This is a genomic window from Microcoleus sp. w1-18aA5 (assembly GCF_036701705.1).
GTDB lineage: Bacteria > Cyanobacteriota > Cyanobacteriia > Cyanobacteriales > Microcoleaceae > Microcoleus.
On sequence record NZ_JAUPTE010000007.1, the window covers coordinates 1 to 19,118 of the forward strand.

Consider the following 19,118-nt stretch of genomic DNA (forward strand, 5'->3'; position numbering starts at 1 on the left):
TAAAATCTAAAATCTAAAATCTAAAATCTAAAATCTAAAATCTAAAATCTAAAATCTAAAATCTAAAATCTAAAATCGATTGACTGTTAGTAAATGCAACCAAACTTCCTGGTAATCAGTATTTGGGTGTACCGCCAACCTAGCAGCTTCAAAGCATATAGAATTCTTCAAAATCTACATAATTCTGTTTTCCCTTGGATGAAATACAGCTAGGGAAACTCTAGTGCATTGTGCCTATACGTAAAATATCACAATCAAATAAAAACTACTCAATATAATTAAGAGGAGTTATTCTGGGGGAAATTACCTCCACCCTTTCCGACTACCTGAAAGCAGACTACTTTTAGCAAAATAATGTCGCAAAAATTTGATAGTACCACCTATATTGATTTATTTAAATCTGCAATATAAATGTTGTAATATCTTCCCATCGGTAGAGGTAATAATTTTCATTATGGTCAATGGAGAAAAGGTAAATGTGGCTCAAAATAAATCAACAAAAATATTTTTAAAATGACGCCATCTCCAAATTAGGTGTTAAGATATAATCAAATAAGTCTGATGAGATTACTCCTGGGTGTATCTACTAATAATGCCCTTAATGGAGTCTCCAATATGAGTTCTACATTCGCTCAAGTTAACTCACAATCTGCTTTTGAAAAAGTGCCACTGCGCTCCTTAGTCTTCATTGACTCCGGCGTGGAAGATTACGAGTCACTTACAGCGGGAGTGCTGCCGGGACAGCAGGTAGTAATACTCGATCGCACCAAAAACGGCATCGAACAAATCACCTCCGAGATGGAAAAATATGCCTCTACTAACGGGGCGATAGACTCGGTTCACATTATTTCTCACGGCAGCTCTGGCAGCCTACAATTAGGCAATACCGCTCTGGGTTCAGATAACATAGAGCAATACAAAAGCCAGTTGGAAAAGTGGCAAACTTCACTAGCCCCACAAGCAGACATCATGCTGTACGGCTGCGATGTAGCCGCCGGTACAGGTGCTAATTTCGTAGATCGATTCAGTCAATTAACCGGAGCTGATGTTGCGGCATCTACCAACATAACCGGCAGCAACGGCGACTGGAATTTAGAATTTGCCTCTGGTCAAATTGAATCTCCCTTAGCCTTGCAGCCAGAGGCGATGGCAAGTTACCAAGGTGATTTAGCTACGATCGTAGTAGCCAACAATAGCGATAGCGGGCCCGGTTCATTAAGGGCTGCGATCGCCACCGCTGTTGCAGGGGATACAATTACCTTCGCTCCAGGTTTAGCCAGCCAAACCATTACCCTCACCAGCGGTCAACTCGATATTCCCGTTGGCAAAAACATCACGATTGACGGCGCTGCCGCACCCGGTTTAACTATCAGTGGTAACAACGCATCCCGCGCTTTCTTTGTCAACGCCAACGTTGCAACTGCTACTAATTTTGAGGTCAAAAACCTCATTATTACTAACGGCAAAACTACCGATCGAGGTGGCGCGATCGGCACAACCGACGAAGTAAACCTCACAGTAGAAAACGTTCAGTTCAACAACAACGTCGCCGATCAAGGCGGTGGCGCAATTTTCGGTAATTTCAACAATACCCTGACTGTTACCAACAGTAAATTCAACGGCAACGTGGCCACCGCAGCAAACGATGAGCGCGGTGCAGGTGCGATCGGCTTTTTGAGTTTCAAAACTTTTACAGTCACCAACAGCGACTTCACCAACAACAAAGGAATTAACGGCGGGGCAATTAACAGCCTTCAAGGTAAGCTGACAATTGACAACTCCCGATTCATCGGCAACGATACCACCGCAGCCGTTTACGCAACAGGCCAAGATAATCCGTTTTTAAGGGGTTTTGGCGGCGCAGTTTACACAGACAGAGCCAGCAATCCCAGCGAAGCTTCCGGCACAATTAAGATTACCAATAGCGTATTTCAAGACAATAAAGGTCGAGGTGAAGGAGGCGCAGCTTATCTGTTCACCGGCAGCCAAGACAACGTTATTTTGGAAAAGAGCACCTTCCAAAATAACGAAATTCTGGCGCTACCCGGTGGAAATCCTGGAAACGGTGGTGGGGTAACAATTTTGAGCGACAACACCAACCAGGGATTGACCATTACCAACACCACCTTTGCGGGCAACAAAGCCGGCAATCAAGGTGGTGGCCTGTGGACACGCAATGCCCCTGCTACGATTACTAACAGTACCTTTTCTGGCAACTCCACGGCGTTTGCTGCTGGTGATTTCAACAAACTCGGCGGTGCAATGACTCTTGGTGCACCCACAACCATTCTCAACACGACGATCGCCGATAATTCTGCCGGCTGGGTTGGTGGAGGTATCTTCGCCGATGCCAATAATGTCACCCTCAAAAACACGATTCTTTCCAACAATACAGCGGCTAACGGAGGAAACCCTTGGGGCATTCAGCAACACGCCACCGCCCAATATAGCGATCAAGGAGGGAATTTTCAGTGGCCGCTGATTGACACCGATACCAAGGTGACGACAAGTGTGACGATCGCAGACCCCTTACTTGGCCCTTTGCAAACCCTCAACGGCGCTTTAGTCAGGCCGCTGCTGATAGGAAGTCCGGCAATTGATAAAGGGATTGCCACCGACGCACCCACTACGGATCAGCGCGGCGTGACTCGCCCTCAAGATGGCGACAGCATTCCAGGTGCGATCGTGGACAGCGGCTCTTTTGAATTGGGAGGTAGTGTCGTCCCAGCGCCAACTCCCACACCCGCGCCGGCCCCAACTCCCACACCCGCGCCGGCCCCAACTCCCACACCCGCGCCAGCGCCAACTCCCACACCCGCGCCAGCGCCAACTCCCACACCCGCGCCGGCCCCAACTCCCACACCCGCGCCAGCGCCAACTCCCACACCCGCGCCGGTCCCGACTCCCACACCCGCGCCAGCGCCAACTCCCACACCCGCGCCGGTCCCGACTGAGACTCCGACTCCGGCGCCAACTCCCACACCCGCGCCGGCGCCAACTCCCACACCCGCGCCGGCGCCAACTCCCACGCCCGAACCGGTGCCAACACCAACTCCCGAACCGGTGCCAACTCCCACGCCCGAACCGGTGCCAACACCAACTCCCGCACCGGTGCCAACTCCCACGCCCGAACCGGTGCCAACACCAACTCCCGCACCGACTCCGCCGCCAACACCAACTCCCGCACCGACTCCAACTCCGGCCTCGGATGATTCCCTACTCGATAGCCTCAACGCCCCGCAACTAGATCCTGCCACCATCACCCCCAACCCCGTCCAACAAACTATTAACGGCGGCGAGGGTGCCGATTTCATCATGGGCGGTGTCATCAACGAGTCAATTAACGGACAAGCCACCAACGATACTCTCTACGGCATGGGCGGCAATGACAACATTGACGGCGGCGCAGATAACGACTTAATCTTCGGCAATCAAGGCAGCGATTTCATCTCTGGCGACGCTGGCAACGATACCATCTACGCTGGCAAAGATAATGACACTGTTGTTGGTGGTGAGGGCGACGACTTTTTGAGGGGAGATCTCGGCAATGATACAGTTGCCGGCGGCGGTGGCAACGACACGCTTTTTGGTGGCAAAGATGACGATATCTTACTCGGTGAAGATGGCGACGACTACATTTTAGGCAACTTAGGAAATGACACAATTAATGCTGGAAACGGCAACGATATTGCCTTTGGCAATGAAGGTGCAGACCTAATTTTTGGCTTATTGGGAAATGACACGCTTTACGGCGGCAAAGAAAACGACAGTCTCGATGGTGGTGAGGGCAACGACTTGCTGTTGGGCGGCAATGAAAACGATGTGCTGTTCGGCGACACCGATAACGATACGCTTTACGGCGGTAAGGGTAATGATATTCTCAGCGGCGGTGCTGGGGACGATTTCCTGTCCGGGGATGTTGGGGATGATACATTGACGGGAGGTTCGGGAAATGATGTGTTTTTCCTAAATCAAAGTTTGGGTAGCGACATTATTACCGATTTCCGCAAGGGAGAGGATTTAATTGGGTTGAATTCTGGTTTGAGTTTCAATCAACTCAGTATTACTTCCAGCAACAATCAAACTTTGATTAGTGTGACGGACACCAATCAATTGTTGGCGAAGCTTAACAATATTACCCCCGGTATTCTCACTGCTAGCGATTTCACTCAGGTAACAATCTAACTGCCTGGGGTAGGGTGCGCTATAAGCAGCCAGCCCGCTTAGAAGTGGTGAAGAAAGCTCCCAAACTCCTAAAATTTGCTGGATGACGTTAGCGCAGCCCGCCCCTAGGGGGGCTACGCCAACAAATAGGAGCGATCTGATTCTTTTCAACTGCGATCGGTAATAAATCTTGTTTATTGCCGATCGCCCACACCTAGAATGAGGCACATCCGTCTATTGCAATCCTGAGCTGGCTAGCCATAAGTAGCGCCCGAATAAAGCCAGCTTTCTCAACACTAAATTTCAGATTTCTGGGAACTTTTTTCCATATAGTAAAAAAGTTAAATTAATCAAAACTTTAGGAAATTTTCCTGGTTTTATCTAATGTGAATGTATCAGGTACTAGCTAGAGCAATTCTCAGGACTTCCGAAGTCCAGAAAATATTTTCTGGATTTTACCTGACCAAGGCTCCCCAATGGTTTGATGCACTACTTATCTGGCTAATGAGGTGCATGGCAAATCTACATATAGAGGTTCCCCGTGCCCGACTATTTACATTACATCCTCTGCTACATTTAATTGCCAAAAAAATCGCAATTTCCACCCAGCTTAAACTGATTATGAAGACAAGTCTCGGATTTCACTTAGGGATAAAATTAAAGTTTTTCCCTAAATTTTAATCTCCCCGATGGATAACCGAGGTTTTTATTCTACGTTCTGCCTTTTGTATCTCTAGCCTTCTGCTTTCAAGGTGAATCTACCAGCATATAGTAAACATTCTCATAGGGTATGCGAAATGAACTCAAGTTTTGCCAGTATTGATTCACAATCTGCGAGCCGCAATTCTCGTTCTAAATCTATTGTCTTCATTGATTCCGAGTTAGATGACTATCAAACTCTTACGGGTGGCCTGCTTCCCGGTGCAGAGATCATCATTTTAGATAAAAATGGTAACGGAGTCGAGCAAATTACTGCGAAACTGCAAACAATTTCTGCTGCGGGGGAAACTGTAGATCAAGTTCACGTTTTTTCTCACGGCAATTCTGGCAGCTTGCAGCTAGGTTCTACGACGTTGAATTTGGATAATTTATCGCAATATGAAAGCCAGTTGCAAGGGTGGCGAAATGCGTTGAGCGACAAAGCAGATATTGTCCTTTACGGTTGCGATGTTGCTGCGGGTTCGGGAAGCGATTTTGTCGATCGCCTGGGCGAGTTAACCGGGGCTGATATTGCGGCATCTAGCGATCGCACTGGTCTCGGAGGTAACTGGAATTTGGAGTTTGCCAAGGGTGATATTGAAGCACCGCTAGCCTTGACTCCAGAGGCAATGGCGAATTATCAAGGGACTTTAGCGACGATTACCGTTACTAACAATAATGATAGCGGGCCCGGTTCCTTGAGAGATGCGATCGCCTCCGCAGCAGCCGGCGATACCATTCAATTTGCCTCGACTCTTGCGGGCCAAACAATTACCCTCACGAATGGTCAACTTGTTATCAACAAAAACTTGACAATTGATGCAGTTGATGCAGCCAATTTAACCATCAGTGGCAATAATACTTCGCGGGTAATCCGCACAGAGAGTGCAACAAATGTTACTCTAAAAAACCTGATTATTGCCAACGGCAAAGTTTCTGGAACCGATCAGAATAATGAGGCAACTAGCGCCGGTGGTGGCATTCAAACAGGAGGTAGCAGCACTTTAACTTTAGAAAATAGCCAAGTCAATAATAATGTTGCTGGTTTTGGTGGCGGCATTTACACGGGTTTCCGCAGCACGACGACTGTAATTAACAGCAAGTTTAGTGGCAATGATGGTTCATTCGCGGATAATACCGAACGTGGTGGCGGCGCGATCGCAACTAAAAGCGGCGGTGTTCTGACTATCAGAGATAGCGAATTTACCAACAACAAAGGCAGCTACGGCGGTGCTGTTAATAACCTGTTGGGCAGCATGACGATCGAAAACTCTAAATTCATCGGCAACCGCACAGAGAAAGGCGTTGGCGGGGCAGTTTACGTCGATGGTGCTAATGCTTCGGGGCCGAATGCAACCCCCGGCCCCGTTGCCGGAACTATTGCTATCCGCAACAGCGTTTTTGATGGCAATATCGGAGCGAGAGAAGGAGGAGCGGGATTTTTATTTGGCTATCTTCAAGATAAGATAGTTTTGGAAAATAGCACGTTTGTTAACAATAAAGCTGTTAAGGATCTAGCAGGACTTGGAGGTTCCGGAGGCGCAATTCGTCACGGAAATGTGGATCTTACTGTAACAAACTCCACTTTCGCTAATAACCAAGCTGAAGATAATGGAGGCGGTTTGTGGGCAGGAGGGAATGGAAATATCAGCGTTGTCAACAGTACCTTTTCCGGCAACAGCGCTGCTAAGCAGGGCGGAGGAATGGTTGTCGCTAACAGAGATTCCTTTTCGACTAACATCGTTAATTCGACTTTTGCTAAGAATACCGCTGAATTTTCGGGAGGTATTGCTACTTTTAACGACCCTGTGAAATCGCCAATTACTGTCAAGAATTCGATTTTTGATAGGAATACGGCAAGTAACTCTTTTAAAACTAGGCAGCACACTGGACGGGAGCTAATCGATGGGGGAAACAATCTTCAATTTCCCGCTAAACTGACGGTTGGAGATCCTAATGATAGTAATGTTACGCCGAATGTGACGATCGCCGATCCCTTACTCGGCCCTTTGGAAAATATTAACGGCGCTTTCGTGCTGCCGCTGCTAACAGGAAGTCCGGCAATTGATACTGGTACTGGTGCGGGCGCGCCGGCGGCAGATCAGCGCGGTGTGAGTCGCCCTCAAGATGGTGATAATAACGGAAGTGCGATCGTTGATATTGGCGCTTACGAATTTAACCCTACAGTCACGCCCACCCCAACTCCCACACCGACTCCGACGCCGACTCCAACTCCCACTCCGACTCCCACACCCGAACCGACTCCGACTCCCACACCCGAACCAACTCCCACGCCCACACCCGAACCGACACCAACTCCCACGCCAACTCCGGCCGTAGATGATTGCCTACTCGATAGCCTCAACCCTCCGCAACTAGATCCGGCCACCATCACCCCCAACCCCGTCCAACAAACTATCAACGGCGGCGACACTACCGACTTCATCATGGGCGGTGTCATCAACGATTCAATTAACGGACTTACCGGCAACGATACTCTCTACGGCATGGGCGGCAATGACAACATTGACGGCGGCGCAGATAACGACTCAATATTCGGTAATGAAGGCAGCGATTTCATCTCTGGCGACGCTGGCAACGATACCATCTACGCTGGCAAGGATAATGACACTGTTGTCGGTGGTGAGGGCGACGACTTGTTGAGGGGAGATTTAGGAAATGATACAGTTGCCGGCGGCATTGGCAACGACAGCATTTTCGGCGGCAAAGATGACGATATCTTGCTGGGTGAAGATGGTGACGACTACATTTTAGGCAACTTAGGAAATGACACAATTAATGCCGGAAATGGCAACGATATTGCTTTTGGCAATGAAGGTGGAGACCTAATTTTTGGCGACATCGGTAACGATACCCTGTACGGCGGCAAAGAAAACGACAGTCTCGATGGCGGTGAGGGCAACGACTTGCTGTTGGGCGGCAATGAAAACGATGTGATCTGTGGTGACATCGGTAACGATACGCTTTACGGGGGCAAAGGTAATGATATTCTCAGTGGTGGCAGCGGTGCAGATTTCCTTTCCGGGGATGTTGGGGACGATACATTGACGGGAGGTTCGGGAAATGATGTGTTTTTCCTCAATCAAAGTTCGGGTAGCGACATCATTAATGATTTCCGCAGGGGAGAGGATTTAATTGGGTTGAATTCTGATTTGAGTTTTAATCAACTCAGTATTACTTCCAGCAACAATCAAACTTTGATTACGGTGACGGGAACCAATCAATTGTTGGCGAAGCTTAACAATATTACCCCCGGTATTCTCACTGCTAACGATTTCATTACTCTGTAATTATTATACTAAATCCGGTTTGTCTATACCCTCGATCATTCTGCGTATCCTTCGGCGGTTAAAACCGCTACTAAACAAACGAAGTCTGAGTCCGCAGAGTGAGATAAAAGGAGTATTTAATCCGGATTTAGTATTATAGCATCTTCCAATAAAAAGTAGCCAAGGATGATAAATATCCTCTAATATTCTGATGCTATAGCCACACATATTAATCTCTTTTTCCTAATAAAGCGGACTTGATATTATTCCGTTTTAATACGATCGCACAAATGTCTGTCCTCCTCCTTAACTTCCGCATTGGTTCGCAGATAATCCCCCACGCGATCGCACGCATAACCGAGTTCATCGAGTTTGAGAATACGCTCTAGATCCCACAAAATCACAGTGCGATCGTCCCCGGCGGAGGCAATGAGTTTGCCATCGGGGCTAAACGCAACTCCCCAAACGTTCCCTTCATGTCCGGTTAGCGTCGTTATTTCTGTCCCGTCTGTTTTCCAGAGTTTGAGTTCACCAGTTGCGCCTCCCCCCACCAGCATTTGACCGTTTGGACTAAAATCAACCGCCATCATGCCTCTAGTATTTCCATTGAGGGTTTTGATCAACGTGCCATCGCCTGTCCAGAGTTTAATCGTGTCATCCATGCTGGCAGTTGCCAATGTGCGGCCGTCTGGACTCATAGCAACTTCCCAAACTCCACTGCGATGACCTTTCAAAGGCTTGGAAAATTTACCGTCCAAACTCCACAACCGAACTGTCGCATCTTCACTAACGGAAACTAACTGTTTTCCGTCGGGGGTAAAGTCCACATCGTAAACCCTTGCCTGATGTCCTGTGAGCGTCATCAGGAAAGTACCGTCAGGCTTCCACAGTTTTATGGTTTTATCATCGCTGGCAGAAGCGAGTAGTTGACCGTCTGGACTTGGGGAAATATCCCAAACTCCCGCCTCATGTCCTTTTATTGTTTTTAGCAACGTGCGGTCAAACTGCCAGAATTGAATCGTTTTATCTTCACTGGAGGAAGCCAGGTTAGGTGTGTTGGCAGGGTGGGCAAAGCTAGCACCCCACAGGAAAGAAACGGAGTAAAACGCAGCCTGCTTTCCGGCAAAAGACTTTAGCAATCTACCGTCTCGCGCCCACACTTTAAAGGTTCGATCTGAACTCGCTGAAGCTAACATCTGACCGTCTGGGCTGAAATCGATATCCCAAATGGTGCTGCTATGTCCGTAAAGGACTTTTGAGAAGGGGTTGGTCAGGTTCCAGAGTCGGGCAGTAGTGTCGTCACTGCCGGAAACAATCATTTGACTGTTGGGAATAAAGGCAAGCCCGCGAATTCCAGATTGATGCCCTTTAAAGGTTTTTAACAGTGTCCCGTCTGACTTCCAAAGGTTTATGGTTTGGTCGGCACTGGCGGAAGCGATCGCATCGCCTGCTGTGTTTACAGCAACTTCAAACACTTCCGAATTGTGCCCTATGAGAGTTTTGAGCAGCGTTCCGTCGGGTTGCCAAATTTTAATCGTGTTGTCAGCACTGGCAGAGACGATGACGGGACGTTTTTTGCCACTATTATCGCCAAGTAAGACGAATTTAACGTCCCAAACAGTGGCGCTGTGACCTTCTATGGTTTTCACCAGTTTGCCATCCAAAGTCCAGACCTTGACCGTACCGTCCGCGCTGCTAGAAGCAAGCTGGTTTCCATCAGGACTAAAAGCAACACCCCAAACCCCGCTTTGATGTCCGCTTAGGGTTTTAAGCAGTTTGCCATCCATGCTCCACAGGCGAATGGTACTGTCTTCACTGGCAGAGGCGATGCGCTGCACATCAGGACTGACGGCAATTCCCCAAATCGCAGCACCGTGTCCCTCAAAGGTTTTGAGCAGCTTGCCTTGCCGATTCCACACATAAATGCTGCCGTCCAAGCTGGCTGTGACGACGCGCTGGCTGTCAGAACTAAAACTGACAGCGTGGACGGTGCCTTTGTGTTGCAGGGTGTGCAGTAGGGTGCCATCAAGCTGCCAAAGCTTGACAGTTTGGTCGTTGCTGGCTGTCGCTATCAGTTGACCGTCAGGACTGGCATCAAGTCCCAGAACTGCACTGGGATGCCCCGACAGGCGATTGAATTCTGTCGTTCCGTAGATGGCTTGTTGCAGCACTTGCTGAACTTGAGATTGCAATTGAAGGCTGGAATTAGGGAAACTATCGAGTCTGCGTCTGGCTTTGATGGCAGTCACGAGAGCATCTAATCGCTGTTGGGAGGCGAATTGCCCGGAGGATGAGGAGGTGAGGGCTTGAATTTCGCTCGTAACGGCTTGATGATATTGCCAGAGGGCGAGGATGCTGGAGGCGATCGCAACTATCAGTGCTCCACTTAGCGCTCCAATAAACCTCCGCTGTCGCTTTGCCGTCTCTCGCTCTAAAACTAACCGCTTGCGTTCTTCTGTGAGTCTGGCTTCAACTTCTCTGAGCCTCGCTGCTTCCAGCGCTTGCTGCACTTCCAGCCTGTCTAATTCGCCAGAAGCGGCTAAAAAGTGATAATCCAAATCGCTCAAACTTTTTCCCTGGGCCCAGTAGGAAGCGTCTTTTAACGATTGTCCGCGCAACAATCGCGATTCATCGGTTTGTTTTGAAGCGATCCAAGCGTTGAAAGCTTGGGAATAAGGACGCAGTTGCCCTAACTGTTTTTCTACCCATTGCAGGTTAAAGACTTCTTGATAAATCTGGTTTCTTACCTTCAACAAACCTTGTTGTTTTACTACCAAACCTGATAGCAGCAGTTCGATCTGCTCTCGACTATCATCCGCTTCAAGTCCACCACATTGTAAGAGGTTTTGATAGATACCTAAGCTACGTGCAGTGAGTTGTTCGTTGCGAATGATGCGATCGCGGATTGTCTTTAAATGCTCTGGCTCATCTTGCGATTCCCATTTATTAATGATGTTTTCTCTCACCAATGATTCCACAAAAAATCCCTCGGTTCCCGGTATTTTTAAATCACCCGTGTGGGATTTCCGCGCCATTTTTACAACTAATTCACATATTTTTTGCGTTAAAAACGGCTGTCCTCCAGTCCAATCTAAGATTTTTTTGAGAACTGCTTGCGGATTGGCTATGACATTTTCTAACCCTTTCGCTAATGGTTGCGCTTCTTCTAAGCTAAATCCTGACAAATCGATCGCTTGTCCGATATTAAAAGGTGTCCGATTTTTATCGGCGATTAAATCACTGGGTGTAGCTACTCCGAAAATCGCGAAGGTAATCCGGTTGTATTCTGGATTAATGGCTCGTTGGTTGTAACAATAACGAATCAAGGCAAAAAAGTCATCGACGGGAAAATCTAAACTTAAAATACTATCAATCTCATCGACAAATATAAAAATTCGCTCGTTCGGAAATTGAACCAATAAAATCTCTTCAATAAATTGACTCAATCTTTGCAGGAGAGAAACTTCTTCTTGTTCTTTCCACCAAGTTTTTAAGTTTAATTGCCCTAAAAGATGGAAGCCACGCCATAAATCCCCAACGATTCCTTTGTACCACTGTAAGGGAGTAATGTTTTCGCTACCGATACGGGTCATGTCGATCGTGCTGCATTGAAATCCTTCGGCTTGCAATCGATGGAAGGTGCGAACGAGAAGGGAAGATTTGCCCATTTGTCGCGAATTGAGGACGTAGCAAAACTCGCCTCGTTTTAAGGCTTGATAAAGTTCGATATCTGCGTGTCGTTGGACATAGGTAGGCGCATCAGTTGTGAGACTGCCACCAATGTGGTAAGAGTAATCTTTCATAATTGATAGTTAATTGTTTCGGATAATTTAGCGATCGCCCACTCGATCGCACAGATGCCTATCTTCCTCCTTCACTTCGACATTCGTTTGCAGATAATCCCACACCCAGTCGCATCCATACTGGAGAAAATCGAGCTGGAAAATTCGCTCTAAATTCCACACAATTGCTGTGGTATCCTGACTGGCTGAAGCGACTAACTTCCCATCAGGGCTAAAGCTGACTCCGAACACCCCATCGCTATGTCCTTTTAAGGTTTCAAGCTCTTGACCATCGTAGCTCCAAAGTTTAACTGTCCCGTCAAAACTTGCTGAGGCGAGAGTCTTGCCATCGGGGCTAAATGCGACTCCGAATACCCCATTTTTGTGTCCCTTTAAGGCTCTAATTTCTGTACCATCCAACCGCCAAAGTCTCACCATGCTATCCATACCTGCTGAAGCGAGAGTCTTGCCGTCAGGGCTAAATGCCACTCCCGCTACCTGACGGCGATGGCTTGTTAAAGTGTGTAGAAGCTTGTAGCTGGGCTTTCCAGAGGCGATCGCATTATCCCACTGCCAAAGTTTGACAGTGCCATCCACACTACCAGAGGCAATGAGCTTTCCATCGGGACTAAATGCCACTCCGTTAATGTGATCGCTATGTCCTTTGAGAGTTGCTAATTGGGTGCCGTCAATCCTCCAGACTTTGACCGTTTTGTCCTCACCCGCGGAGGCGAGTGACTGCCCATCGGGATGGAAATCAACCGCGAAAACTCTACCTTGATGTCCAGTAAAAGTCTTGATTAAGGTTCCATCTAGTCGCCACAATCGAACAGTGCTGTCATAACCACCTGTCGCAATCGTGTCTCCCTTTGGGCTGAAATCTACTCCGAAAACTTTATCAGCTTGTTTAGGGAAAGTGCGAATTAAGCTACCATCAAGCGGCCAAAGTTTAACGGTATTGTCACGACTGGCGGTGGCAATTGTCTTACCATCAGGACTAAATTTTATGGTGTAAATTGATGCTTGATGTCCGTTAAGAGTCTTCAGCAAACTATCATCAAGCTTCCAGAGTGCGATCGGGCCATCCCAACTGGATGAGGCAAAGATTTTCCCGTCAGGACTCCAAGCCAATCCAGAGACGACATCCTTCGCGACTAGCAGGGTTTTTACCAGAGTCCCGTCAAGCTGCCACAGTTTGACTGTTCTGTCTAGACTTGCCGAGGCAAGCAAACCACCTTGAGGGTTAAAAGCGATTTTGGTCACGGCATCGCTGTGTCCAGTTAGGGTTTTGACTAAAGTTCCGTCAAGCTTCCAAAGTTTGACTGTTTTATCCGCACTCGCCGAGGCAATGAGATATTCTGAAGGGCTGTTGGCGTAGCCTGCGGGCGCATAGGCAACATTCATAACTCTATCCGTATGTCCGGTGAGGGTTCTGATCAGTTTACCGTCTGCATTCCAGAGTTTGATGGTTTGATCTTTAGAAGCAGATGCAATAGTTTGACTGTCCGGGCTAAAGGCAACGCTGTTAACTTCATCTGTATGTCCGGTGAGAGTTCTCAGCAGTTTACCGTCTGTACTCCAGAGTTTAACTGTTTTATCTTTAGAAGCAGAAGCAATAGTTTGATTGTTAGGAGCGATCGCGACTTGTGAAATATTATCGGTATGTCCTTTTAAGGTCTGCCATAAGGTATAACTCGGCTTGACCTTGGTTGATTTTGTACTGTTTTTACGCCAAAGTTTGACTGTTTTATCCGCCGAACCCGAAGCAATTAAATTCCCTCTGGGGTTAAATACGACTCCCCAAACTGCATTGTTGTGCCCTTGAAGCATTCCTAGTCTTGTACCGTCTTTTTCCCAAAGATCGATCGTTTTGTCGGCAGAAGCTGAGGCGATGAGTTCCCCATCAGGACTGAATGTGACATCATTCACCACATTGTTATGCCCCGATAAATGATTATAGTCAACTGCTCCATAAACAGCTTGATGGAGAGCTTCTTTAACTGAGCGTTCGAGTTCTGGGTCTACACCACCTAACTTTTGCAGTTGTCGCTTTCCTCTGATTGCCTCTATGAATGCGTCTAGTTTTTGATTGGAGGCGAATAGTGCTTCGGAAGATTTGGCGATCGCTTTGATTTCGCTGACAGCAGTTTGCCGATACTGAAAATACACCGCTACCCCCAATGCACAGGCGATAATTAATGCTATTGTTACTACAAAAAGCAAAAATCTTTGCCGCTTAGAACTTTTTTTCTCTACAGCTAATCTTTTTTGTTCTTCCGTTAGTCTGGCTTCAATTTCTTTAGCCCGTTCTGCTTCCAATCCTACCTGCATTTCTCTGCGGTCTAATTCTTCAGAAGCGCCTAAAAACTGATAATCTAAGTCACTCAAACTTTTACCCTGGGCCCAAGCTTGAGCATTTTTCAATGCCTGTCCGCGCAACAGTCGGGATTGATCGGTCTGCTTGGAATTTATCCAAGCATCAAAGGCTTGAGAATATGGACGCAAGGAAGCGAGATTTTTTTCTACCCATTTTTTGTTAAATACTTCTTGATAAATCTGGTTTCTTACCTGTAAAAACCCCTGAGATTTTACTACCAAACCAGACAGCAATAGTTCTACCTGTTCTCGCGAGTCATCGGTGGGTACTTCCACTCCTTGTAAGATTTTTTGATAGATGCCTAGTAGTCTGCCAGCACGTTGCTCGTTTCTCAGGATGCGATCGCGGATCGTCTTTAAATGCTCTGGTTCGTCTTGAGATTCCCAATTCTGGATGATGTACGATCGCACGACAGATTCCACAAAAAATCCTTCCGTTCCCGGGGGAATTATCAGCACGTCACTGTGAGATTCTAGCGTTGCTCTTACTATCAATTTACACAGCTTTTGGCTCAGAAATGGTTGCCCAGAAGTCCAAGCTAATATTGCTTTCATAATTGCCTCGGCATTACTAACTACACTCTCTAACCCTTGAGTTAAAGGAGAGGCTTCTTCCAAGGAAAAACCGGGCAAATCTACTGCTTGTCCGATATTAAAAGGTGTCCGATTTTTATCGGAAATTAAATCACTGGGCGCAGCTACTCCGAAAATCGCGAAGGTAATCCGGTTATATTCTGGATTAATGGCTCGTTGATTGTAACAATAACGAATCAATGCGAAAAAGTCATCGACAGGAAAATCTAAACTTAAAATACTATCAATCTCATCGACAAATATAAAAATTCGCTCGTTCGGAAATCTCGCTAATAATACCTCTTCAATAAATTGACTCAATCTTTGCAGGAGAGAAACTTCTTCTTGCTCTTGCCACCAGCTTTTTAAATTAACTTTTCCTACCAGATTGAAACTGCGCCACAAATCCCCAACAATTCCTTTATACCACTGTAAAGGAGTAATGTTTTCGCTACCGATACGGGTCATGTCGATCGTGCTGCATTGAAATCCTTCGGCTTGCAATCGATGGAAGGTGCGAACGAGAAGGGAAGATTTGCCCATTTGTCGCGAATTGAGGACGTAGCAAAACTCGCCTCGTTTTAAGGCTTGATAAAGTTCGATATCTGCGTGTCGTTGGACATAGGTAGGCGCATCAGTTGTGAGACTGCCACCAATGTGGTAAGAGTAATCTTTCATAATTGATAGTTAATTGTTTCGGATAATTTAGCGATCGCCCACGGCATCGCACAAATGTCTATCCTCCTCCTTTACGTCGGCATTTGTTCGCAAATAATCTCGCACGCGATCGCATCCAGAGGCTAGTACCCGATCTAACTCTACACTCTCCTCTAAATTCCAGAGAATTACTGTTTTATCCTCTGAAGCAGAAGCAAGAGTTTTGCCCTCAGAACTAAAAACTAAAGACCCCACCCGTCCGTTATGTCCAATTAAAGTGGTAATCTCATTGCCGTCACGTTGCCAAAGTTTAATCATACCGTCACTACCTCCTGTAGCGATCGTTTTATTGTCAGGACTAAAAGCCACACTCCAAATTCCAGAAATATGTCCCTTGAGAGTGTGTAGCAACTTACCATCACGACTCCAAAGTTTAGCCGTTTTGTCATCACTCGCCGAAACAATTACCTCGCCGTCCGGGCTGAAAGCTACACCAAAAACTAAACTACTGTGACCTTGAATGGTCTTAATTAACCTACCATCAAGCCGCCAAAGCTTAACTGTCTTATCTCCACTTGTTGAAGCAATAACCTTCCCATCAGGACTAAAAGCTACCCCCCAAACCCCAGCTTTATGTCCTCTGAGGGTAGTCAATTCGGTTCCGTCTAACTGCCAAAGTTTTACTGTTCTATCCCCACTGGAAGAAGCTATAATTTTGCCGTCAGGACTAAAAACAACTCTCCTCATATCAACTCCTCCTGGGAGAGTCTTTAATAAAGTGCCATCAGCACTCCAAAGTTTAACTGATTTGTCTGCACTAGCGACAGCAATAATTTTGCTATCGGGACTGATATCAACACCACTAAACGCAGAGTTGCGGCCCTCAAATCGCCTCAGTAAGTTACGGTTCCTGTGCCAAAGCAAAACCTCGTTTCCACTTGATGAAACAACTAATCTTTGATTTTTGCTTAAAGCTACTCCCCAAACGCCAGCAGTATGTCTCCGTAGAATTGTCAGCAAGGAATTACTGAATTTCCAGAGTTTAACAGTGCCATCAAAAGAAGTCGATGCAAGATATTCGCCATTGTGACTAAATGAAAGATCGCTAATTGCGCTGCCATGTGCTTTGATCGTGGTGAGTAAGGTGCCGTCAATGTTCCAGAGTTTGAGTATTTGGTTATCAGAACCAGAGGCGATGGTTTCTCCATCGGGGCTAAAAGCTAATGCCTGAACTCCTGCCTCATGGGCGGCAATTGTTCTTAACAAAGTGCCGTCACGGTGCCAGAGTTTAATAGTACCGTCTCCAGTGCCCGCAGCGATCGCCTTACCATCAGGACTAAAGATAATGGATAAAACAGGAGATTCATTTTGTGAAAGCGTTTTGAGCAAGGTGCCATCACGCCGCCAAATTTTCACAGTGCTATCTTCAGAAGCGGAGGCAATTAACTCTCCATCTGGGCTAAAAACTGCTTTCCTGACTACGCCAAGATGCCCTGTTAATGTCTTGAATAATGTGCCATTGCGCCGCCAGAGTTTCACCGTACTATCTTGGGAAGCTGAGACAATTAATTCTCCATCTTGGCTAAACTTGACGCTGTAAATTGGAGCTTTATGTCCTGTGAGAGTGTGTAAAGGTAGTGCTGCTTTATCTGTGCTACTGTTAAGCTGCCAGAGTTTAATTGTTAAGTCTCCACTCCCAGAAACGATAAGCTGACGATCGGGACTGATGGCAATTCCTAGAACGGGTGCTATATGTGCTTTGAAGGTGCGAATTAATCTGCCATCTTGATGCCAAATTTGCACCTCCCCGTCGCTTGTCCCCACAGCGATCATCTCCTCATCAGGACTAATGGCTAAGGCATTCATCCAACCACTATTGCCTGAAAAACGGTTATATTCAATTGCTCCATAAATTGCTCGACGTAGGGCAGATTCAACCATGCCATTTGTCTGGCGATCTGTGCCGTTTAATAGTTGTAGTTCTTTTCTGGCTTTGAGGGCTTCTATTAAGGCATCTAACCGCTTATCTAAGGCAAATAGGGCTTCGGAATACCGCGTTATGCTTTGAATTTTGCCAATTTTTTCGTTGCGTTGGCTTTGAGTGGCTTGATGATATTGTGAAAAGGCGATCGCTCCCAATCCTAAAGCTAAGATTAAGGCCATACTGAGTGTTACTATAAAGTGTTTTTGTCGTTTGGCATTTTTTTTCTGCTCGAACAGTCGCGCTTCAACTTCTGTTAGTCGTGCTGCTTCTAGTGCTTGTTGCACTTCGATGCGGTCTAATTCTTCACTTTGGGATAAAAACTGATAATCTAGGTCACTTAAACTTTTTCCTCGCGCCCAATCTTGAGCGTCTTTCAATGCTTGTCCCCGCAATAGGCGCGATTTATCTTGTTGTTTTGTCGCCCACCACGCATCTAAGTTTTGCGAATAAGGACGTAGTAATCCTAATTTTGTTTCGATCCATTCGCTGTCAAAAACTCTTTGATAAATTCGATTTTTTACTTTCAGGAAACCTTGTTGTTTTTCTACCAAGCCACTGAGTAGCAATTCTATCTGTTCTCGACTGTCATCGGTTGGCACTGGCACTCCTTGCCAAATTTTCTGGTAAATTCCCAGCCATCTACCCATGCGCTGCTCGTTTCGCAAGATGCGATCGCGGATTGTCTTTAAATGCTCTGGTTCGTCTTGCGATTCCCATTTATAGATGATGTTTTCTCTCACCACCGATTCCACAAAAAATTCCTCGGTTCCCGGTAGGATTTTTAAATGCCCGCTGTGGGATGCGCGCGCTATTCTTACCACTAATTCACATATTTTTTGAGTTAAAAATGGCTGCCCTTCCGTCCAAGCTAAGATTTCTTTGAGAACTGCTTGCGGATTGGCTATGACATTTTCTAACCCTTTCGCTAATGGTTGCGCTTCTTCTAAGCTAAATCCTGACAAATCGATCGCTTGTCCGATATTAAAAGGTGTTCGATTTTTATCAGCGATTAAATCGCTGGGTGTAGCTACTCCAAAAATCGCGAAGGTAATTCGGTTGTATTCGGGATTAATTGCTCGTTGGTTGTAACAATAACGAATCAAGGCAAAAAAGTCATCTACGGGAAAATCCAAGCTTAAAATACTATCAATCTCATCGACAAATATAAAAATTCGCTCGTTCGGAAATCTCGCTAATAATACCTCTTCAATAAATTGACTCAATCTTTGCAGGAGAGAAACTTCTTCTTGTTCTTTCCACCATGTTTTTAAGTTAAGTTGCCCTAAAAGATGGAAACTGCGCCATAAATCCCCAACAATTCCTTTATACCATTGTAAGGGAGTGATATTTTCGCTACCGATGCGGGTCATGTCGATCGTGCTGCATAGAAATCCTTCAGCTTGCAATCGGTGCAGGGTGCGGACTAATAGAGAAGATTTACCCATCTGTCGCGAGTTGAGGACGTAACAAAAGTCGCCTGCTTTTAAGGCTTCGTAGAGTTCGGAATCTGCTTGTCGTTCAACATAGGTAGGCGCATCACTGGCGAGACTGCCACCAATTTGGTAAGAGTAATCTTTCATAATTGATAGTTAA

At 46.5% G+C, this 19,118-nt stretch carries 5 protein-coding genes; 2 read left to right on the forward strand and 3 right to left on the reverse strand.

All coding sequences use genetic code 11. The features are described 5' to 3' along the window. Positions 1–615 precede the first annotated feature (615 nt). Together Q5691_RS04060 and Q5691_RS04065 are read left to right on the forward strand one after the other, a co-directional pair. Entirely contained in the window at positions 616–4,185 is a 3,570-nt protein-coding gene (locus Q5691_RS04060) for a DUF4347 domain-containing protein (RefSeq protein ID WP_333343959.1), read from the forward strand. A 776-nt stretch (positions 4,186–4,961) separates the two neighbouring features. Continuing rightward, on the forward strand, positions 4,962–8,174 hold the full coding sequence (locus tag Q5691_RS04065; RefSeq protein ID WP_333343960.1) for a DUF4347 domain-containing protein: 3,213 nt from the start codon (positions 4,962–4,964) through the stop codon (positions 8,172–8,174). Between the two features lie 242 nt (positions 8,175–8,416). Here the strand turns inward: Q5691_RS04065 and Q5691_RS04070 are convergent, their stop codons facing one another. The 3 genes from Q5691_RS04070 to Q5691_RS04080 are packed head-to-tail and all read right to left on the reverse strand — an operon-like array spanning position 8,417 to position 19,105. Then, positions 8,417–11,956, reverse strand: coding sequence for an AAA-like domain-containing protein (locus tag Q5691_RS04070; protein ID WP_333343961.1), 3,540 nt, complete (start codon positions 11,954–11,956; stop codon positions 8,417–8,419). 27 nt (positions 11,957–11,983) lie between these two features. After that, positions 11,984–15,562, reverse strand: coding sequence for a WD40 domain-containing protein (locus tag Q5691_RS04075; protein WP_333343962.1), 3,579 nt, complete (start codon positions 15,560–15,562; stop codon positions 11,984–11,986). Positions 15,563–15,589: 27 nt separating this feature from the next. Then, on the reverse strand, positions 15,590–19,105 hold the full coding sequence (locus Q5691_RS04080; RefSeq protein ID WP_333343963.1) for a WD40 domain-containing protein: 3,516 nt from the start codon (positions 19,103–19,105) through the stop codon (positions 15,590–15,592). Positions 19,106–19,118 lie beyond the last annotated feature (13 nt).